Raw genomic sequence first — 20,601 nt, 5'->3', positions numbered from 1 at the left:
CGACTGGGGTTCAACTTCGTGTGCGCCGAGGTCGCTACCACCAACCCCCACCGCACCGCCCCCCTTCTTCCTCCGCGCTGCGTTTCCGTTAACGCGAAAGAGGCGTGATTCTAAGCATCCGCCCCGCTCTCCGCAAGCCCTTTGTGAAAATAATTTGAAGAAGCCTCCGTGCGCTGCCGCGCACGGAGGCTTTGGGTTCGATCGACTGCACGCCGCCAGCGACCCTGAAGCAGCCGGCCGTCGTCGCTCCCTCTTCTCTCTATATATAGAGGGCGATTTCACTTGCCGCCCGTCGCGGCCTGCAGGCGCTCGACCGGCACCGCGTCGGCCATCACCGCGTAGCCGGCGTCGCTCGGGTGAATGCCGTCGCCGCTGTCGTACCGGCGCTGCAGCACATTCGGGCGCGCCGGATCGCGCAGCACCGCATCGAAGTCGACCACGCCGTCAAACCCGCCGCCACTCCGAATCCACCGGTTCACCTCGAGCCGGATCGCCTCGCGCCCGGCCGGCAACGCCGCCGGCGTCAGCGTCGCACCGAAGACCTTCACGCCCTGGCGGTGCGCGGCCTCGATCAATCGGCGATAGCCATCGATCAACGACGCGGCCGTGACCTGCGTATGCGGGCTGTCGCAATCGAGCCCCGCTCGCGGCGGCATCGCCGCAAAATTGATGTCGTTGATACCGATCAGCACAATCGCCGCCTTCACCCCTGCGCGCGACAGCGCATCGCGCTCGAACCGCGACGCCAGCGACGTGCCGTAACAGGCCGAATCGCTGAGCAGCCGGTTGCCGCTGATGCCGAGATTCACGACGCCGAGCGAATCCGAACCCGCCGCGGTCAGCCGGCGCGCCAATGCGTCCGGCCAGCGATGGTTACGGTTCAGGCTCGAGCGCAACCCGTCGGTGATCGAATCGCCGATTGCCGCGACACTGGCCCGCGCGGAACCCGCTTCGACAGCCAGTTCGGTCACCCACGCATACTGGGTAAAGCGAGTGCGGAAGGCACCGGCGCCCGGATCGTTCACGTGATCACCCGGCGCCGACACATAATTGACTTGATTCGACACGCGGTGCCACACGGTCATCCGTTGGTTCGCGCTCATCCGCAGACTGATCGCATACGGCCGCCCGGCCGTCACGTCGATCGCCGCCGGGTCGCTTTCGAGTTCCTGCCCCGGCGCAAGCGTCACCGACGCCTTGCCGCCGAAGCGCACCGCGACAGCCGTACCGTCCACCAGCGCCGCGCCGTCACCCGCGCGCGCCAGACCGGCAGCCTCGATCACCAGCGGCGCGCGACCGTAGGCATTGCTCACGCGAATCCGCGCGCCATGTCCCGATACCGTCGGGTAGACGATCTGCCGGACGGTGCGCCCGGCCACGTCCGGCGCGCGATAGAGCGGTGGCGGCGCAGCCAGGTCAGGAATCGGCTGCAGCGCGGTCGCCCACGCGGCAATCCATCCGGCCGGTGCAGCCGAGGCGGCAAGCGGCGACAGGAAAACGGACGCGCCCAGCACGGTCGCGACGAAACTGCTTCGAAATGACATCGGCGAAATCCTCATCGGAAAGCGGGCATTGTGCCGCAGAAGCCGTCACTCTCACGCGCTCGATGCCTTCACCCCGGCGAGATCACGCCCCTATGCCCCCTCGTTTACCCCAGTCTCGCCGCAAATCCGCAAGAAATTTATTAACCGACCGGTCGGTTGGTTTATACTTCGCACACATTCAACCGGACGAGAACCTCCGCCATGTACACGCAATCCCTCGACATCCCCGGCAACGTCGCGCCGCCCGACGCCGCAGCCGAGTCGCCCGAGCAGGCGCGGTTCGACGCGGTCATGGCCGCGGACGGCAAGATCGAATCACAGGACTGGATGCCCGATGCCTATCGCAAGACGCTCGTGCGCCAGATCTCGCAGCATGCGCACTCGGAAGTCGTCGGCATGCTGCCGGAAGGCAACTGGATCTCGCGCGCGCCGAGCCTGAAGCGCAAGGCGATCCTGCTCGCGAAAGTCCAGGACGAAGCCGGTCACGGCCTCTATCTGTACAGCGCGGCCGAAACGCTCGGCGTATCGCGCGACTCGCTGATCGACGCGCTGCATGCCGGCAAGGCGAAATATTCGAGCATCTTCAACTACCCGACGCCGACCTGGGCGGACGTCGGCGTGATCGGCTGGCTGGTCGACGGCGCCGCCATCATGAACCAGATCCCGCTGTGCCGTTGCACGTACGGCCCGTATGCGCGCGCGATGATCCGCGTGTGCAAGGAAGAATCGTTCCACCAGCGTCAGGGCTTCGATGCGCTGCTGTCGATGATGAAGGGCACCGACGCGCAACGCGCGATGGTCCAGCAGGCAGTGAACCGCTGGTGGTGGCCGGTGCTGATGATGTTCGGCCCGAGCGACGCCGATTCGGTCCACAGCAGCCAGTCCGCGAAATGGGGCATCAAGCGCATCTCGAACGACGACCTGCGGCAGAAGTTCGTCGACGCGACGGTCGACCAGGCGAAGGTGCTCGGCGTGACGCTGCCCGACCCGGACCTGAAGTGGAACGACGCGCGCGGCCACCATGACTACGGCACGATCGACTGGGATGAATTCTGGCGCGTCGTCAACGGCGACGGCCCGTGCAACAAGGAACGCCTCGCGACCCGCGTGAAAGCGCACGACGACGGCGCGTGGGTGCGCGAAGCCGCGCTCGCGCACGAAGCGAAGCGCCGCGCCCGCACCGAACAGCACGCCGCCTGAGCGGCAACCATCGAATACAGGATTCAGGAGAGAGTGATGAACAAGGAATGGCCGATCTGGGAAGTGTTCGTGCGCAGCAAGCAGGGCCTCGACCACAAGCACTGCGGCAGCCTGCACGCGGCCGACGCGTCGATGGCGCTGCGCATGGCGCGCGACGTCTACACGCGCCGCCAGGAAGGCGTGAGCATCTGGGTGGTGCCGTCGTCGGCAATTACCGCGTCGGATCCGGCCGAGAAGGCCGAGCTGTTCGAACCGGCGGGCGACAAGATCTACCGTCACCCGACGTTCTACACGCTGCCCGACGAAGTCAACCACATGTAACGCTCGCGCCATGACGATCACGCCCGAACACCTCTCCTACGTGCTGCGCCTCGCGGACAACGCGCTGATCCTCGGTCAGCGCAACGCCGAATGGTGCGGCCACGGCCCGATCCTCGAGGAAGACATCGCGCTCACCAACATGAGCCTCGACCTCATCGGCCAGGCCCGCATGTTGTATACGCACGCCGCCGAACTCGAGCGCCAGCTCAACGGCGCGGCGAAGACGGAAGACGATTACGCATACTTCCGCACCGAACGCGAGTTCGCGAACTTCACGCTCGCCGAGCTGCCGCACTACGGCCCGATCGCCGGCACCGCGCACGCCGACAAGGACTACGCGGTGACGATCGTGCGCAACTTCCTCTACGCCGCGCTGATGCTGCACGTCTGGAGCGCGCTCGAAACGTCGACCGACACGCAACTCGCCGCGATCGCCGCGAAATCGGTGAAGGAGACCCGCTATCACGTGCAGCATGCACGCGAATGGCTCGTGCGCCTCGGCGACGGCACCGACGAATCGCATCGCCGCGCGCAGGCCGCGCTCGACTACCTGATTCCGTACACGCGCGAATTCTTTGCAGCCGACGCGATCGACGACGCCGTCGCCGCACCGGGCATCGGCCCGGCAGCGGCCGCGCTCGAAGCCGCCTGGCGTGCGGACGTGGACGATGCGCTCGCGGAAGCGACGCTCGTTCTGCCGGCGCCGGTGCAGCATGTGACGACCGGCAAGCAGGGCGAGCACTCGGAGCACATGGGCTACCTGCTCGCGGAAATGCAGAGCCTCGCTCGCCAGCACCCCGGCGCGACCTGGTAACCGGCCGACCCAACGGAGCCCGACGATGTCCGTACAGACCGCCCCCACCATCGCGACGCCCGCCGCGCACCGCAACGACCCGTTGCTCGCGCGTGCGTGGGATGTGCTCGAAGCCGTGCCCGATCCCGAGATTCCGGTCGTGTCGATCCGCGAGCTCGGCATCCTGCGTGACGTTCGTCGCGCGGACGACGGTTTGCTCGAAGTGGTGATCACGCCGACCTATTCGGGCTGCCCGGCCATGTCGCAGATCGCCGAAGACATCGCCGCGGCGTTGCAGGCGGCCGATCTGCCGCCACACCGGATCGAGACGGTGCTCGCGCCCGCGTGGACGACCGACTGGATCACGCAGGAAGCGCGCGACAAGCTGCGCGCGTACGGCATCGCGCCGCCCGTCGGCCAGTGCGGCAGTGCCGCGCCGCGGGAGAACGTCGTGCGCTTCGTGCCGCGGCCCGTCGCGGCGCCCGCTTGCCCGCGCTGCGGCTCCGTCAGCACCGAACGCCTCGCGCAATTCGCATCCACGGCCTGCAAGGCGCTGTATCGCTGCGTCGACTGCCGCGAACCCTTCGACTACTTCAAACCCTATTGATCATGGCGACCCCGCAATTTCACCCGCTGCGTATCCGCGACGTGCGGCCCGAGACCGCCGACGCCGTTACCGTTTCCTTCGACGTGCCGCCGGCGCTGCGCGACGCGTACCGCTTCACGCAGGGCCAGTTCGTCACGCTGAAGACCCACATCGACGGCGAGGAAACGCGCCGGTCCTACTCGATCTGCGTCGGCACGACCGACTACGATCGCGACGGCGAACTGCGCATCGGCATCAAGCGCGTGCGCGGCGGCCGTTTCTCGAACTTCGCGTTCGACTCGCTGAAGCCGGGCCACACGATCGACGTGATGACGCCGGACGGCCGCTTCTTCACCCACCTGAACGCCGACCACGGCAAGCAGTACGTCGCGTTCTCCGGCGGGTCGGGCATCACGCCGGTGCTCGCGATCGTGAAGACGACGCTCGAGCTCGAACCGCGCAGCACGTTCACGCTGATCTACGGCAATCGCAGCGTCGACGCGATCATGTTCGCGGAGGAGCTCGAGGACCTGAAGAACCGCTACATGAGTCGCTTCGTCCTGTATCACGTGCTGTCGGACGACCTGCAGGACGTCGAGCTGTTCAACGGCGTGCTCGACCAGGCGAAATGCGCGGAATTCCTTGCCACGCTGACCCCGGCCGACGCGATCGACGAAGCCTTCATCTGCGGCCCGGCACCGATGATGGACGCAGCCGAAGCCGCGCTGAAGGCCGCCGACGTGCCGTCGGCGAAGGTGCATGTCGAACGCTTCGGCACGCCGCTGCCGCAAGCCGGCGCGCCCGTCGTCGAGATCACCGACGAGACGCCGGCGGCCGACCTCGAAATCGTGCTCGACGGCAAGAAACGCAAGCTGCGTCTGCCGTACGAGGGCGTCAGCCTGCTCGACGTCGGCCTGCGCGCGGGCCTCGCGCTGCCGTACGCGTGCAAGGGCGGCGTGTGCTGCACCTGCCGGGCGAAAGTGGTCGAAGGCGAAGTCAGGATGGAGAAGAACTACACGCTCGAGGAACACGAAGTGAAGGACGGCTTCGTGCTCACGTGCCAGTGCCACCCGATCAGCGACAAGGTCGTCGTGAGCTTCGACGAGCGTTGAGCGGCGTCGCACCGGCGCGGCGCGCCGGTTTCTCGTCGTCACACATCTCGCTTACACTAGGGGCCGCCGGCCGGGTGGACGTCATCGCGTCCGCCCGGCCGGCGGTTTTCTTTTGTTGATGACAGGCCGATGAGTACCATTCACGTGATTCAGGGCGGCACCGCCGCCGCGTCGCTGCGCGAAGCCCTCGAGCAAGCCGGACGCGACGAGCGCGTCGTCGGATTGCTCGACGATCTCGCAGTTGGGCCGCTGAAGGGCGTCGACGAGACGCCCGACACGCGCGCCGCCTTCTGGCAGCGCGTGCTCGGCGACCGGATTCCCGACTGGAACGCGGAAATCGAAGGCGAGTTCGCGCGCCTCGAGCAGCTCGCGATGGAGACGGGCCAGGTCGTCGTCTGGCACGCGCCGAGTGTCGGCGACAAGCTGCTGCTGCGGCGCGTCGCCTATCACCTGCGCAACGTGCCGCAGCGCCTGAACGAGGTGCGGCTGTCGGCCGCCGATCTCGACGCTCCCGAGCGCGCGGCGCGGTCCCGCACCGACCAGGCCTGTTCGACCGGGATGTTCCGGCCCGCGGCACTCGCCCGGAAGCGGCCGGTGGCTGCGCCGATCTCCGTACTGCGCATCGGTCGCCTCGCGCTCGAATGGCAGGAGGCGAAGCACCTGAATGCCGAGTTGCGCTACTGGGTCAGCAACACGATCAAGAGCGGTCGCTACGACGACCTCGACGCGTTGATCGTCGCGCACGCGGAAACCGGCTGGCTGCCCGCGCAGCGCCTGGTCGGCGCCATCATGGCCGGCGCCGACCGCGGCGGGCTGTTCGTCAGCGACTCGATCGCGTGGTGGCGCTGCCGCGAACTCGCGGCGGCCGGCCGGCTCGAGCTCGAGGACGACACGCCGGCCGCCCTCCCTTCCACGCAGGTGCGCGCGGCAGTCGCGCTCCGCTAACGCTACTCTTTCGCATTCGACCATGGCCCGTACCCGAGCGCCCGACCACGAATCCCAGCGCGAGCAGATCCTCGATCTCGCCGCCGAGAAATTCGCGCAGACGAGCTATCCGAGCACGTCGATGTCCGATCTCGCGACCGCGAGCGGCACATCGAAGGCGCGTCTCTATCACTATTACGAGAGCAAGGAAGCGATCCTGTTCGACCTGCTCGATCGCTACACGAAGCGGTTGATGCTGATCATCGCCGAGGTCGAAGGCGCAAGCCAGCGGCGCGGCCTCAGCGAGCGCGACGCGTTCGCCGAGCTCGTGCGCGCGTTCCTCGCCGAGTACGAGACGTCGCACAGCCGCCATGTCGCACTGCTCAACGACGTGAAGTATCTCGAGGACGCGCAGCGCGAGATCGTGCTCGACCGCCAGCGCGACATCGTCGCCGCATTCGCGCGCCAACTCGCGCGCGCCTATCCGGACCGGATCTCGAAGGAAAACCAGACGTCGGTGACGATGATGGTGTTCGGGATGATCAATTGGACGTTCACGTGGCTCAAGCCGGGCGGCCGCCTCGGCTACCGCGACTTCGCCGAACAGGTGATCGACCTGATGGAACGCGGGCTGTCGCCGGGCGCGTGATTGACGCGCAGCAGCACGCGTTGCGCGGCAGGCACACTGTGACAGCTCGTCGCGCGTTTCATACTATGAATTTTAAATCCGTTAAAAATCAAATAGATACATCATTAACTAAGCGGATTTAGAATTCACCCTCGGCACAAATAACGTCAAATGCGGGTTTTCCCTACCTCGGTCGGGTAGAATGCTGTTGCATTGCACAAGCCGCTTGTGCAGCCACACACTGAGGAACCCACGATGAACACGCAATTCAACCGCCGTGCCGATGCTGTCGGCCACGCCGGTACTGCGCCGGTTCTCGTCAGGGAACTGGCTTCCAAAGACCGTGAGCGAATGCTCACCCACTTTCTCTCGCTCGATGAAGAGGACCGCCTGCTGCGCTTCGGCCAGATGGTGCCCGACCACGTGATCGAGAACTATGTCCGTACGATCGACTTCGGTCGCGACACCGTGTTCGGCGTGTTCGACCATGCGCTCGAACTGATCGGCGTCGGCCATCTGGCGTACCTGCCCGCCGACGGCGACAAGCGCACGGCCGAATTCGGCGTGTCGGTACTCGAAAGCGCGCGCGGCCGCGGCGTCGGCTCGAAGCTGTTCGAGCGCGCGGCGATCCGCAGCCGCAACACCCGCGTGACGATGCTGTACATGCATTGCCTGTCGCGCAACGCGACCATGATGCACATCGCGAAGAAGTCCGGGATGCGAATCGAGTATGCGTACGGCGAAGCCGATGCGTACCTGTCGCTGCCGCCGGCCGATCACTCGACGATCCTCGCCGAGATGCTGCAGGAACAGGCCGCGGTATTCGACTACGCGCTCAAGCGCCAGGCGCATCGCACGTCGAAGTTCATCGAATCGCTGATGCCCGCCGCGCTGACGGCGTAACATCGGCCGACCGGGCCGCCCCGCGGCGCGCCCGGCCCTCCCGCCTTGCCGCCCTCCACACCGCGCGCTAGCGCACCGACCGGATCGGCAACGCCGTCGTCTCCTTGAAGCACTCGAGCGAGAAGCTCGTCTTCACGTCGATCACCGACGGATGGTGCAGCAAATGCTCCTGCACGAAGCGGGAGAAATGCGCCATGTCCTCGACCTGCACGCGCAGCAGGTAATCCATGTCACCCGTCATCGCATGGCACGCGACCACTTCCGGCCAGGTCTGCACCGCCGCGCGGAACAGCTCCGCGTGGGTCGCGCCCGCGCGCGCCGACGTCTCGTCGGCGCGAACCGGCGCCAGGCCGCCGCGCTTCTCGAGCCGCACGCTCACGTACGCAAGCAGGTCGAGCCCGAGCTTCTGCGGATCGAGCAACGCGACATAGCCGGTGATCACGCCGATTTCCTCGAGCCGCCGGATCCGCCGCAGGCACGGGCTCGGCGACAGGTTCACGCGCTCGGCGATCTCCTGGTTCGACAGGCGCCCGTTCTCCTGAAGAATCGCGAGGATTCGCCGGTCGATGGCATCCAATTCGGCTTGCGCCATTTTCTGCCTCCTGATGGTTATTTCGAGACTGGAAATTGCGCCATCGTAGACACCGACAATCAAGTTCGCAAGTTTACGCTCCCCCCTGCCCGCTACACTCTGTCGCATGGAGCGATGCGTTGCGCGCACGGCGGCACGCATCACCTTCGACATGAACCGGCCGGGCACCCCACATCGTCCCGATCGATCGCAAAGCACACTGGAGACACGGCATGCAGATCCCCAACTGGGACAACCCCGTCGGCACCGACGGCTTCGAATTCATCGAATACACCGCCCCGGATCCGAAAGCGCTCGGACAACTGTTCGAACGGATGGGTTTCACCGCGATCGCGCGCCATCGCCACAAGGACGTGACGGTTTACCGTCAGGGCGACATCAACTTCATCATCAACGCCGAACCCGATTCGTTCGCGCAACGCTTCGCGCGCCTGCACGGCCCGTCGATCTGCGCGATCGCGTTCCGCGTGCAGGATGCCGCGAAGGCGTACCAGCACGCGCTCGAACTCGGCGCATGGGGCTTCGACAACAAGACGGGCCCGATGGAGCTGAACATCCCGGCGATCAAGGGCATCGGCGACTCGCTGATCTATTTCGTCGATCGCTGGCGCGGCAAGAATGGCGCGCAGCCGGGCGCGATCGGCGACATCAGCATCTATGACGTGGACTTCGAGCCGATCGCCGGCGCGAACCCGAACCCGGTGGGCCACGGCCTCACCTACATCGACCACCTGACGCACAACGTGCATCGCGGCCGCATGCAGGAATGGGCCGAGTTCTACGAGCGCCTGTTCAACTTCCGCGAAGTGCGCTACTTCGACATCGAAGGCAAGGTAACGGGCGTGAAGTCGAAGGCAATGACGTCGCCGTGCGGCAAGATCCGCATCCCGATCAACGAGGAAGGCTCGGACACGGCCGGCCAGATCCAGGAATACCTCGACGCGTACCACGGCGAAGGCATCCAGCACATCGCGCTCGGCACGAACGACATCTACGGCGCGGTCGACGGCCTGCGCGGCAAGGAAGTGAAGCTGCTCGACACGATCGACACGTATTACGAGCTGGTCGACCGCCGCGTGCCGAACCACGGCGAATCGCTCGACGAGCTCAAGAAGCGCAAGATCCTGATCGACGGCGCGCGCGACGACCTGCTGCTGCAGATCTTCACCGAGAACCAGATCGGCCCGATCTTCTTCGAGATCATCCAGCGCAAGGGCAACCAGGGCTTCGGCGAAGGCAACTTCAAGGCGCTGTTCGAATCGATCGAGCTCGACCAGATCCGCCGCGGCGTGGTCCAGGACAAGGCCTGACGCAGACGGCCGCGCGGCCGGCACCCCGCAATCCGGGTGGCGCGCGAACCGGCGGCACAAAGAAAAAGGGCGGGAATCGCAAGATTCCCGCCCTTTTGTCGTTTTCTCGTTTTCTCGTTCCGGCACGGCCCGGCGGCCGCGCGAGCGGATCAACGCACGGTCGCCTTCGGCGCGACGGCGCGCTCGGCCGCCGGCTGTGCGTCGGCGTCCTGTGCCGGCGCGATCTGACGCATCTGCGCGCCGGCTGCCGCCAGTGCGCTCGCGCCTTGCGCGTGCACCGGGCCGGTCATCGCGAAAAACGCCGCGGACACGATCAGGAAACTCTGGATATGACGTGTGTTCATTGCACCTCCTTTAAAACTGCCGGCGCCTCCCCGGTTGCGTCGAAACGGGCCGACGCGGCCGGGCACCTCCGGCAGGCCGACAAGATTAACGGCATTTGTACGAAGATGGGACCGGCTTTACATGCTTTTACATGATGTAACGCCTCGTCGTGCGCCGCATCGGCGATGCGCCGCGACACGCCGGCCGATGGTCGGCGGGTTTGCCCCAGTGCTACCATCAGTTAAAACCGGCCAATATGCCGGCCACTGCCGACACGTTCACAAGACGTCGACGCAATCGAAGCTTTGGTGATCCCAAACCGGGTGGAGGAGACAGTTAATGAATGCCCCGCTAGACGCAGGCCAACGCGCGTCGCTTGAAGCCGCGCTGAAGTCCGTCACGCTTGACGACAAATACACGCTAGAACGCGGTCGCGCGTACATGAGCGGCATCCAGGCGCTCGTGCGCCTGCCGATGCTCCAGCAGGAACGCGATCGCGCCGCCGGCCTCAATACGGCCGGTTTCATCTCCGGTTACCGCGGCTCGCCGCTCGGCGGCCTCGACCTCTCGCTCTGGAAGGCCAAGCAACACCTCGCGGCCCACCAGATCGTCTTCCAGCCCGGTCTCAACGAAGACCTCGCCGCCACCGCCGTGTGGGGCTCGCAGCAGGTGAACCTGTACCCCGGCGCGAAGCACGACGGCGTGTTCGGCATGTGGTACGGCAAGGGTCCGGGCGTCGATCGCACCGGCGACGTCTTCAAGCATGCGAACTCGGCCGGCTCGTCGCGGCACGGCGGCGTGCTCGTGCTCGCCGGCGACGACCACGCGGCGAAATCGTCGACGCTCGCACACCAGTCCGAACACATCTTCAAGGCCTGCGGGCTGCCGGTGCTGTTCCCGTCGAACGTGCAGGAATATCTCGACTTCGGCCTGCACGGCTGGGCGATGAGCCGCTACTCGGGCCTGTGGGTCGCGCTCAAGTGCGTGACGGACGTGGTCGAATCGTCGGCGTCGGTCGACATCGACCCGCATCGCACCGAGATCGTGCTGCCGACCGACTTCATCCTGCCGGACGGCGGCCTGAACATCCGCTGGCCGGACCCGCCGCTCGTGCAGGAAGCACGGCTGCTCGACTACAAGTGGTATGCAGCACTCGCGTACGTGCGCGCGAACAAGCTCGACCGGATCGAGATCGACGCGCCGCAGGCGCGCTTCGGGATCATGACGGGCGGCAAGGCGTACCTCGACGTGCGCCAGGCGCTGACCGACCTCGGCCTCGACGACGAAACCTGCGCGCGGATCGGCATCCGGCTGTACAAGGTCGGCTGCGTGTGGCCGCTCGAAGCGCAGGGCGCGCAGGCGTTCGCGCGCGGCCTGGACGAAATCCTGGTCGTCGAGGAAAAGCGCCAGATCCTCGAATACGCGATCAAGGAAGAGCTGTACAACTGGCCCGATACGCAGCGCCCGCGCGTGTTCGGCAAGTTCGACGAGAAGGACGGCGCCGGCGGCGAATGGTCGGTGCCGATGGGCAACTGGCTGCTGCCCGCGCATTATGAACTGTCGCCCGCGATCATCGCGAAGGCGATCGCGACGCGCCTCGAGAAGTTCGAGCTGCCGTCCGACGTGCGCGCGCGCATCGCCGCGCGGCTCGCGGTGATCAACGCGAAGGAGATGGCGCTCGCGAAGCCGCACGTGCAGGCCGAGCGCAAGCCGTGGTTCTGCTCGGGCTGCCCGCACAACACGTCGACCAACGTGCCGGAAGGCTCGCGCGCGATCGCCGGGATCGGCTGCCACTACATGACGGTGTGGATGGACCGCAGCACGAGCACCTTCAGCCAGATGGGCGGCGAAGGCGTGCCATGGATCGGCCAGGCGCCCTTCACCGACGAGAAGCACGTGTTCGCGAACCTCGGCGACGGCACCTATTTCCACTCGGGCCTGCTGGCGATACGCGCGGCGATTTCGTCGAAGGCGAACATCACCTACAAGATCCTGTACAACGACGCCGTCGCGATGACGGGCGGCCAGCCGGTCGACGGCGTGCTGACGGTGCCGCAGATCACGCACCAGCTCGCGTCCGAGGGCGCGAAGAAGATCGTGATCGTCACCGACGAGCCGGAAAAGTACGACGAGCAGAAGGTGCTGCTCGCGCCGGGCGTGACGATCCATCACCGCGACCAGCTCGACGACGTGCAGCGCGAGCTGCGCGAGATCGAAGGCACGACGATCCTGATCTACGACCAGACCTGCGCGACCGAGAAGCGCCGCCGCCGCAAGCGCGGCACGTATCCGGACCCGGCGAAGCGCGTCGTGATCAACGACGCGGTGTGCGAAGGCTGCGGCGACTGCTCGGTGCAGTCGAACTGCCTGTCGGTCGAGCCGCTCGAAACCGAATTCGGCACGAAGCGCCAGATCAACCAGTCGAGCTGCAACAAGGACTTTTCGTGCGTGAAGGGCTTCTGCCCGAGCTTCGTCACGGTCGAAGGCGGCCAGCTGAAGAAGCCGAAGGCCGTATCGGTCGACGGCGGTGCGCTGCCGCCGATTCCGGAGCCGACGCTGCCGGCGATCGACCGTGCGTACGGCGTGCTCGTCACGGGCGTCGGCGGCACGGGCGTCGTCACGATCGGCGCGCTGCTCGGGATGGCCGCCCACCTCGAGAACAAGGGCGTGACCGTGCTCGACGTCACCGGCCTCGCGCAGAAAGGCGGCGCCGTGATGAGCCACGTGCAGATCTCGCACGCGCCGACCGACATCCACGCGACGCGGATCGCGATGGGCGAAGCCGACCTCGTGATCGGCTGCGACGCGATCGTCACGGCCGGCGACGAATGCACGTCGCGGATGCGGCACGACACGACCCGCGTGGTCGTCAACAGCGCGCAGACGCCGACCGCCGAGTTCATCAAGAACCCGAACTGGGCGTTCCCCGGCCTGTCCGCGGAAAACGACATTCGGGCGGCGGCAGGCGAAGCGGTCGATTTCATCGACGCGAACCGCTTCGCGGTCGCACTGCTCGGCGATGCGATCTACACGAACCCGTTCGTGCTCGGCTACGCATGGCAGAAAGGCTGGCTGCCGCTGACGCTCGCCTCGCTCGCACGGGCGATCGAGCTGAACGCGGTGTCGGTCGAGAAGAACCGCGCGGCATTCGACTGGGGCCGCCGCGCCGCGCACGACCTCGCGAGCGTGAAGCAGGCCGCGGCCGGCGACGCACGCCCCGCGCACGTCGCGACGGTCATCTCGCTGCACACGAAGAAGGCGGTCGACGCACTGATCGCGAAGCGCGTGGACTTCCTGACCGCGTACCAGAACGCCACGTACGCATCGCGCTATGCGGCCTTCGTCGACAAGGTGCGGGCAGCCGAACGCGCGCTGGCGGACGGCGACGCGGTGCAGGAGCCGCTGACCGAGGCGGTCGCGCGCAACCTGTTCAAGCTGATGGCATACAAGGACGAATACGAGGTCGCGCGGCTGCAGTCCGATCCCGCATTCCTCGCCCGGCTGTCGTCGCAGTTCGAAGGCGAGTGGAAGCTGAAATTCCATCTCGCACCACCGCTGTTCGCGAAGAAGGACACCCACGGCCATCTCGTGAAGAAGGCGTACGGCCCGTGGATGCTGTCGGCGTTCCGCCTGCTCGCGAAGGCGAAGTTCCTGCGCGGCACGGGCCTCGACCCGTTCGGCCGCACCGACGAGCGTCGCACCGAGCGTGCACTGATCGGCGAGTACGAAGCGCTGATCGGCGAAGTGCTGGCCACGCTGAACGCGGCCAACCGCCCGCTCGCGCTCGAGCTCGCGGCGCTGCCGGACGGCATTCGCGGCTATGGCCACGTGAAGGAGAACAACCTGCGCGCGGTGCGTCAGAAGTGGAACACGCTGCTCACGCAGTGGCGTTCGCCGACGGGCGGCCATTCGCGTCAGCAGGTCGCGTAATGGTGCATGGCGGGCGTTCGCGGTCAGGGCGCCCGCCGCCACCCGGCCGGCGGCTCATGTAAAGCCCGAAAAAAACGCCACGGAACGCGAGTTCCGTGGCGTTTTTCATTGCGCCGCGCGGTGAGGCGCGGCACGCGCGGCGGCGAACTTACTTCGTGTTCGCGTTCGCGGCGGCCACAGCCGTCATGTTGATGATCCGGCGCACGGTCGCGGCCGGCGTCAGGATGTGGACCGGCTTCGCCGCGCCGAGCAGGAACGGGCCAACCGTCACGCCTTCGCCGCCGACCATCTTCAGCAGGTTGTACGCGATGTTCGCCGCTTCGACGTTCGGCATGATCAGCAGGTTCGCTTCGCCCGACAGCGTCGTGCCCGGGAACGCGGCCTTGCGGACCGCTTCGGACAGCGCCGCGTCGCCGTGCATTTCACCGTCGACTTCGAGGTTCGGAGCGCGCTCGCTGATCAGCTTGCGGGCTTCTGCCATGCGGCGCGACGACGACGACGGCGCGCTGCCGAAGTTCGAGTTCGACAGCAGCGCGGCCTTCGGCGCAATGCCGAAGCGCTCGATCTCGGCGGCGGCCTGGATCGTCATGTCGGCGAGCTGTTCGGCGCTCGGCAGTTCGTTCACGTACGTGTCGCACAGGAACAGGTTGCGGCCCGGCAGCATCAGCAGGTTCATGGCCGCGTAGTGCTCCGCGCCCTTCGCACGGCCCAGCACCTGCTCGATGAACTTCAGGTGCGTGTGGTACGTGTCGATCATCCCGCAGATCATCCCGTCCGCATCGCCCAGGTGCACGAGCATCGCGCCGATCAGCGTGTTGAACTTGCGCAGCGCGGCCTTCGCGACTTCCGGGGTGACGCCGTCACGTGCGCCGATCTCGTGGTACGCCTGCCAGTAGCGGTGGTAGCGCGTGTCGTCTTCCGGATTCACGATCTCGAAATCGACGCCGGCCTTCAGCTTCGAGCCGATCTTCTGCAGGCGCATCTCGACGACCGACGGACGGCCGACGATGATCGGCTTCGCGATCTTTTCCTGCAGCACGAACTGCGCGGCGCGCAGCACGCGCTCGTCCTCGCCTTCGGCGAACACGATGCGCGCCTGCTGCTTCTTCGCGGTCGCGAACACCGGACGCATCACCATGCCGGTGCGGTAGACGGTCGCGCCGAGCTGCTCGCGGTACGCGTCCATGTCCTGGATCGGGCGCGTGGCGACGCCCGAATCCATCGCGGCCTGCGCGACGGCCGGCGCGATCTTGATGATCAGGCGCGGGTCGAACGGCTTCGGAATCAGGTAGTCCGGCCCGAACTCGAGCGAGTGGCCTTCATACGCCTTCGCGACTTCCTCGCTCTGGTCGGTTTCCTCGGCCAGTTCGGCGATCGCGCGCACGCACGCGAGCTTCATTTCTTCCGTGATCGTCGTCGCGCCGACGTCGAGCGCGCCGCGGAAGATGAACGGGAAGCACAGCACGTTGTTGACCTGGTTCGGGTAGTCCGAACGGCCGGTCGCGACGATCGCGTCCGGGCGCACGGCCTTCGCGTCTTCCGGACGGATTTCCGGTTCCGGGTTGGCGAGCGCCAGGATCAGCGGGCGCTCGCCCATCGTCTTGACCATGTCCTGCTTCAGCACGCCCGCGCTCGAGCAGCCGAGGAACACGTCCGCGCCGACGATCGCGTCGGCGAGCGTGCGCGCGTCGGTGGTCGCCGCATAGCGCTGCTTGGACGGATCGAGGTTGCCGCGCCCTTCGTAGATCACGCCCTTCGAATCGGCGACGAGGATGTTCGACTTCGTGAGACCGAGGTTCACCAGCAGGTCCAGACACGCGATCGCGGCCGCGCCGGCGCCCGAACACACGAGCTTCACTTCGGACAGCTTCTTGCCGACGACCTTCAGGCCGTTCAGGATCGCGGCCGACGCGATGATCGCGGTGCCGTGCTGGTCATCGTGGAAAACGGGGATCTTCATGCGCTCGCGCAGCTTCTGCTCGATGTAGAAGCATTCCGGCGCCTTGATGTCCTCGAGGTTGATGCCGCCGAGCGTCGGCTCGAGCATCGCGATCGCCTCGACGAGCTTGTCGGGGTCGGACTCCGACAGTTCGATATCGAACACGTCGATGCCCGCGAACTTCTTGAACAGGCAGCCCTTGCCTTCCATCACCGGCTTCGCGGCCAGCGGGCCGATGTTGCCGAGGCCCAGCACGGCCGTGCCGTTCGTGATGACGCCGACGAGGTTGCCGCGCGACGTGTACTTCTGCGCGTCGAGCGGATCGGCGTGGATCGCCTCGCACGCCGCGGCGACGCCCGGCGAATACGCGAGCGACAGATCGAGCTGGTTCGACAGCGGCTTGGTCGGGGTGACCGAAATCTTGCCGGGTTTCGGGTTCAGGTGATAAGCGAGAGCGGCCTGCTTCAGTTGTTCGTCCATGATTGACCTGCGAGAGACATGCGAAATTTTGACGGTTCAGTACACAGCACCTTCAGCCGTGTCTGCTTGAATCGAAGGGATGGTCGACTGCGAGACGGCACGCGACGCGCCGGGTCGGCACGCCATCGAACCTTGACGGGTAGTGGCAAGAAGAAAGTACAAAGTACTGAACGATTTCCAAGGGTCGCCTAGTGTACACCCCCTAAATGACGGCTGTTGGTGCAGCGCCACATCCTTGCCATCCGCATCGAGCTGGTCGCACCCCATTTGTTTCGCCGGTGGTGAGCGCCGCACCGAACCTGCGCGAATTCCGCCGAAAACCGCGCTGAATCGGGTAAAATAGCCGGCTACGCGCGCAGCGATGCGATTGTTGGCCCGATTGGTCCGCCGATCGCACCCCGGCCCCTCGGGCAGGTTCCCCTTGCTGCGCCACCGGGCCCGCGCCCGTCTTCGCTCATCACCCAAGGAATGCCCATGACAGGCTACGATCGTCAGTCGATCTCGGATACGACCGCCAAAATCCTGCTCGAAGTGCAGGCGGTGCACTTCAACGCCGAAAAACCGTTCATCTTCACGTCCGGCTGGGCAAGCCCCGTCTACATCGACTGCCGCAAGCTGATCTCGTATCCGCGCGTGCGTCGTGCACTGATGGAAATGGCGGAAACGACGATCATGCGCGACGTCGGCTTCGAGCAGATCGACGCGGTGGCGGGCGGCGAGACGGCCGGCATCCCGTTCGCGGCATGGCTGGCCGACCGGATGATGGTGCCGATGCAGTACGTGCGCAAGAAGCCGAAGGGTTTCGGCCGCAACGCGCAGATCGAAGGTCATCTGGAAGAAGGCTCGCGCGTGCTGCTGGTGGAAGACCTGACGACCGACAGCCGCAGCAAGATCAACTTCGTCAACGCGCTGCGCACCGCGGGCGCGACGGTGAACCACTGCTTCGTGCTGTTCCACTACAACATCTTCAAGGAAAGCGTGTCGGTCCTGAAGGACATCGACGTCGACCTGCACGCACTGGCGACGTGGTGGGACGTGCTGCGCGTCGCGAAGGCGTCGGGCTACTTCGAGACCAAGACGCTCGACGAAGTCGAAAAGTTCCTGCACGCGCCGGCCGAGTGGTCGGCCGCGCACGGCGGCGCCACGGCCCCGAAGGAATGAGGCCGCGCCGGCTCTCAGGCCGGCACCCTGGCTGACAAGGCCGCTCGCTTCATCGCGAGCGGTTTTTTTTCGCCCGTCGCTCCGGATCGAGGCCGCCCCAATCACGGCCGCGGCATGCATCGTTCATCGAACCCTAATGCTAGACTTGATCGAGCGCCGCCATCGGCTGCGCGGGCAACGCACAACGCCAATCATGCCGGGAGCATCGGCCCGGCCCACGTGACGGGAGAAGCGCCATATGCGTGTGGATCGCCGGATCACTTCGCCTGCGTCTCCGGGTCGTCCGTCTCCGTTCATCGCCGCCCTTTTCTGCGCCGCCGCCGCGTGCGTCGCGTTCTTCTTCACCCTGCCCACACGCGCGGAAGGCCCGTTCACGGTGTCGAGCACGGAGCTCACGCCCGGCGGGCACGTCGGCGCCGCGAACGTGTTCGACCGTGGCGACTGCAAGGGCGCGAACCGCTCGCCGCAGCTCAGCTGGCACAATCCGCCGCCCGGCACGCGCGGCTATGCGGTCACGATCTTCGATCCCGATGCGCCCGGGCACGGCTGGTGGCACTGGGCCGTCGCCGGCATCCCGGCGACCGTCACGAGCCTGCCGGCCGATGCCAGCGCGTCGGGCTTCCTGCGGCGCATCGGCGCGAGCGAGGCGCGCAACGACTTCGGGATCGACGGCTACGGCGGCCCGTGCCCGCCGCCCGGCAAGCCGCACCGCTACGTAATCACCGTCTATGCGCTGAAGGGCACGGACCTGCGCGTCGCACAGGGGCGCCCCGCGCCGATGTTCGAGCACGAGATCGGCACGCTGACGATCGGCACCGCACAGCTCACGGTCACCTACGGGCAGTAAGCGCTCGTGCGCTGCCGTATGGCGGTGTCGCCGGCCGCGATTGCCCGCGCCTGCGAATTTATGCGCGCCGCCTGCGTGCTTTTCTCCCGACATTTCGGCTTGCTAGACTCGGCGGCACCGGTCGCGGCATCCCGCCGCGCATCCGCCGCGCCGCCTGACCGCAGCGCGTGAAGCGGCAGGCCGCGGCGCCCGCCGTTTCGCCCCCTTTCCGGAGAACGTTTCATGTCGAACATCGTCATCGTCTATCACAGCGGCTACGGTCACACGCAGAAACTGGCCGACGCCGTCCACGCGGGCGCGCAGGAGGCCGGCGCCACCGCACGCCTGATCGCCGTCGGCGAGCTCGACGACGCGGGCTGGGCCGCGCTCGATGCGGCAGACGCGATCGTCTTCGGCGCGCCGACCTACATGGGCGGGCCGTCCGCGCAGTTCAAGCAATTCGCCGATGCCACGTCGAAACCGTGGTTCACGCAGAAGTGGAAGGACAAGATCGCCGCGGGCTTCACGAACTCCGCGACGATGAACGGCGACAAGTTCTCGACGATTCAGTATTTCGTCACGCTGGCGATGCAACATGGGATGGTGTGGGTCGGCACGGGCATGATGCCGGCCAACTCGAAGGCGGCCACGCGCAACGACATCAATTACGTCGGCGGCTTCACGGGCCTGCTCGCGCAGTCGCCGGCGGACGCGACGCCCGACGAGGGCCCGCTGCCCGGCGACCTCGAGACCGCGAAGGCGTTCGGCCGGCGCGTCGCCGAAGCGACGACCCGCTGGGTGGCCGGCGGCCGCTGAGCGCGCCCGTCAGCGCGCGCCGCCGCACGGACGGCGAGGCGGCATCGGCGCGCGTCAAAGGGACACAAGACGGCCTGCGGGCCGTCCTTTTTTTGCCCCGTGCGGTGCAGGCCGGCCGGATGACGTCTTAAAATGGCGGTTTCAGGGCGCCGCGGCTCCCGTTTCATTCAGTGAGAGCGAAATGAGCACCAAAGTTTTTGTCGACGGCCAGGAAGGCACGACCGGCCTCAAGATCTTCGAATACCTGTCCGCACGCAGCGACATCGAGATCCTGCGCATCGATGAAGCGAAGCGCAAGGACGTCGACGAGCGCCGCCGCCTGATCAACGCGTCGGACGTCACGTTCCTGTGCCTGCCGGACGTCGCGTCGCGCGAATCGGCATCGCTGGTCGAGAATCCGAACACGACGCTGATCGACGCGAGCACCGCGTTCCGCACGAGCGCCGACTGGGCCTACGGCCTGCCGGAACTGACCCGCGCGCAGCGCGAGAAGATTCGCACGTCGAAGCGCATCGCGGTGCCGGGCTGCCACGCATCGGCGTTCGTGCTCGCGATGCGTCCGCTCGTCGATGCGGGCATCGTCGCACCGACGTTCGCCGCGCACAGCTACTCGATCACCGGCTACAGCGGCGGCGGCAAGTCGATGATCGCCGAATACGAAAGCGCGGCGCCGGGCGGCAAGCTCGCGAGCCCGCGTCCGTATGCGCTCGCGCTTGCACACAAGCACCTGCCGGAAATGGCCGCGCACACGGGCCTCGCGCATGCACCGATCTTCACGCCGATCGTCGGGCCGTTCCTGAAGGGCCTCGCGGTGACGACCTACTTCTCGCCCGAACAGCTCGCGAAGCGCGCGACGCCGCAGGACGTGCAGCGCGTGTTCGCCGAGTACTACGCGGACGAACCGTTCGTGCGCGTCGCGCCGTTCAACGCGGATGCGAATCTCGACAGCGGCTTCTTCGACGTGCAGGCGAACAACGACACGAACCGCGTCGACCTGTTCGTGTTCGGCAATGAAGCGCGCTTCGTCACGGTCGCGCGCCTCGACAACCTCGGCAAGGGCGCCTCGGGCGCCGCGATCCAGTGCATGAACCTCAACATCGGTGCCGCCGAGGATGCAGGCCTCAAGCGCTGACCCCGATTGCGTGCGATGCAAAGCCGGCCGCGGGCCGGCTTTTTATTTACTCGCCACAAGCAATATATAAAATCCGGCTC

18 protein-coding genes are annotated in these 20,601 nt (G+C 66.4%); 14 read left to right on the top strand and 4 right to left on the bottom strand.

The annotated features are described in order from the left end of the window. Positions 1-278 precede the first annotated feature (278 nt). Positions 279-1,544, bottom strand: a complete 1,266-nt coding sequence (locus ACTJKF_RS20370) for an SGNH/GDSL hydrolase family protein (RefSeq protein WP_440625541.1) — start codon at positions 1,542-1,544, stop codon at positions 279-281. A gap of 201 nt (positions 1,545-1,745) precedes the next feature. Here ACTJKF_RS20370 and paaA point away from each other — a divergent pair, with 201 nt between their 5' ends. From paaA to ACTJKF_RS20330, 8 genes are all read left to right on the top strand, one after another. Then, positions 1,746-2,744, top strand: coding sequence for a 1,2-phenylacetyl-CoA epoxidase subunit PaaA (gene paaA / locus ACTJKF_RS20365; RefSeq protein ID WP_440625539.1), 999 nt, complete (start codon positions 1,746-1,748; stop codon positions 2,742-2,744). Positions 2,745-2,780: 36 nt separating this feature from the next. After that, entirely contained in the window at positions 2,781-3,065 is a 285-nt protein-coding gene (gene paaB, locus ACTJKF_RS20360) for a 1,2-phenylacetyl-CoA epoxidase subunit PaaB (RefSeq protein WP_006752453.1), read from the top strand. A gap of 10 nt (positions 3,066-3,075) precedes the next feature. After that, positions 3,076-3,879, top strand: coding sequence for a 1,2-phenylacetyl-CoA epoxidase subunit PaaC (paaC, locus tag ACTJKF_RS20355; protein WP_440625536.1), 804 nt, complete (start codon positions 3,076-3,078; stop codon positions 3,877-3,879). A gap of 25 nt (positions 3,880-3,904) precedes the next feature. Next, positions 3,905-4,465 (top strand): 1,2-phenylacetyl-CoA epoxidase subunit PaaD, encoded by a 561-nt coding sequence (gene paaD, locus ACTJKF_RS20350; protein WP_440625534.1) that lies wholly within the window; start codon positions 3,905-3,907, stop codon positions 4,463-4,465. A gap of 2 nt (positions 4,466-4,467) precedes the next feature. Beyond that, positions 4,468-5,556: a 1,2-phenylacetyl-CoA epoxidase subunit PaaE gene (gene paaE, locus ACTJKF_RS20345; RefSeq protein ID WP_440625532.1), complete on the top strand. Its 1,089-nt coding sequence runs from the start codon at positions 4,468-4,470 to the stop codon at positions 5,554-5,556. 129 nt (positions 5,557-5,685) lie between these two features. After that, complete coding sequence (locus ACTJKF_RS20340; RefSeq protein ID WP_440625530.1) at positions 5,686-6,501, top strand: DUF1835 domain-containing protein; 816 nt, start codon at positions 5,686-5,688, stop codon at positions 6,499-6,501. A gap of 22 nt (positions 6,502-6,523) precedes the next feature. Beyond that, positions 6,524-7,129: a TetR/AcrR family transcriptional regulator gene (locus tag ACTJKF_RS20335; RefSeq protein ID WP_006757885.1), complete on the top strand. Its 606-nt coding sequence runs from the start codon at positions 6,524-6,526 to the stop codon at positions 7,127-7,129. 234 nt (positions 7,130-7,363) lie between these two features. Then, on the top strand, positions 7,364-8,011 hold the full coding sequence (locus ACTJKF_RS20330; RefSeq protein WP_440625528.1) for a GNAT family N-acetyltransferase: 648 nt from the start codon (positions 7,364-7,366) through the stop codon (positions 8,009-8,011). Between the two features lie 67 nt (positions 8,012-8,078). Here ACTJKF_RS20330 and ACTJKF_RS20325 read toward each other — a convergent pair whose 3' ends face one another. Beyond that, a complete protein-coding gene (locus tag ACTJKF_RS20325) occupies positions 8,079-8,603 on the bottom strand; it encodes an Lrp/AsnC family transcriptional regulator (RefSeq protein WP_011655746.1) in 525 nt (174 codons plus the stop codon). Positions 8,604-8,815: 212 nt separating this feature from the next. On the opposite strand from ACTJKF_RS20325, the gene hppD reads away from it, so the two are divergent. After that, the gene (gene hppD / locus ACTJKF_RS20320) at positions 8,816-9,913 is read left to right on the top strand and encodes a 4-hydroxyphenylpyruvate dioxygenase (RefSeq protein ID WP_124571406.1); all 1,098 of its coding nucleotides are present in this window, start codon (positions 8,816-8,818) and stop codon (positions 9,911-9,913) included. A gap of 149 nt (positions 9,914-10,062) precedes the next feature. Here hppD and ACTJKF_RS20315 read toward each other — a convergent pair whose 3' ends face one another. Continuing rightward, entirely contained in the window at positions 10,063-10,257 is a 195-nt protein-coding gene (locus tag ACTJKF_RS20315) for a hypothetical protein (RefSeq protein WP_440625525.1), read from the bottom strand. Between the two features lie 319 nt (positions 10,258-10,576). Between ACTJKF_RS20315 and ACTJKF_RS20310 the strand changes: the two genes are divergently transcribed. Continuing rightward, positions 10,577-14,167 carry an indolepyruvate ferredoxin oxidoreductase family protein gene (locus ACTJKF_RS20310; protein ID WP_440625523.1) on the top strand — a complete coding sequence of 1,197 codons (3,591 nt, stop codon included), beginning with the start codon at positions 10,577-10,579 and terminating at the stop codon, positions 14,165-14,167. A 148-nt stretch (positions 14,168-14,315) separates the two neighbouring features. Here the strand turns inward: ACTJKF_RS20310 and ACTJKF_RS20305 are convergent, their stop codons facing one another. Continuing rightward, on the bottom strand, positions 14,316-16,586 hold the full coding sequence (locus tag ACTJKF_RS20305; RefSeq protein ID WP_440625521.1) for an NADP-dependent malic enzyme: 2,271 nt from the start codon (positions 16,584-16,586) through the stop codon (positions 14,316-14,318). 474 nt (positions 16,587-17,060) lie between these two features. Between ACTJKF_RS20305 and ACTJKF_RS20300 the strand changes: the two genes are divergently transcribed. The 4 genes from ACTJKF_RS20300 (at position 17,061) to argC (ending at position 20,521) form a co-directional block, all read left to right on the top strand. Next, entirely contained in the window at positions 17,061-17,747 is a 687-nt protein-coding gene (locus ACTJKF_RS20300; RefSeq protein WP_069746497.1) for an orotate phosphoribosyltransferase, read from the top strand. Positions 17,748-17,985: 238 nt separating this feature from the next. Next, positions 17,986-18,594 (top strand): YbhB/YbcL family Raf kinase inhibitor-like protein, encoded by a 609-nt coding sequence (locus ACTJKF_RS20295; protein ID WP_440625519.1) that lies wholly within the window; start codon positions 17,986-17,988, stop codon positions 18,592-18,594. A 222-nt stretch (positions 18,595-18,816) separates the two neighbouring features. Next, positions 18,817-19,389 carry a flavodoxin family protein gene (locus ACTJKF_RS20290; RefSeq protein ID WP_440625517.1) on the top strand — a complete coding sequence of 191 codons (573 nt, stop codon included), beginning with the start codon at positions 18,817-18,819 and terminating at the stop codon, positions 19,387-19,389. 181 nt (positions 19,390-19,570) lie between these two features. Beyond that, a complete protein-coding gene (gene argC, locus ACTJKF_RS20285) occupies positions 19,571-20,521 on the top strand; it encodes an N-acetyl-gamma-glutamyl-phosphate reductase (protein ID WP_440625515.1) in 951 nt (316 codons plus the stop codon). Positions 20,522-20,601: the final 80 nt, after the last annotated feature.

It is taken from the genome of Burkholderia sp. 22313, assembly GCF_052045245.1.
GTDB lineage: Bacteria > Pseudomonadota > Gammaproteobacteria > Burkholderiales > Burkholderiaceae > Burkholderia.
This window is presented reverse-complemented; position numbering and strand designations above follow the sequence as displayed.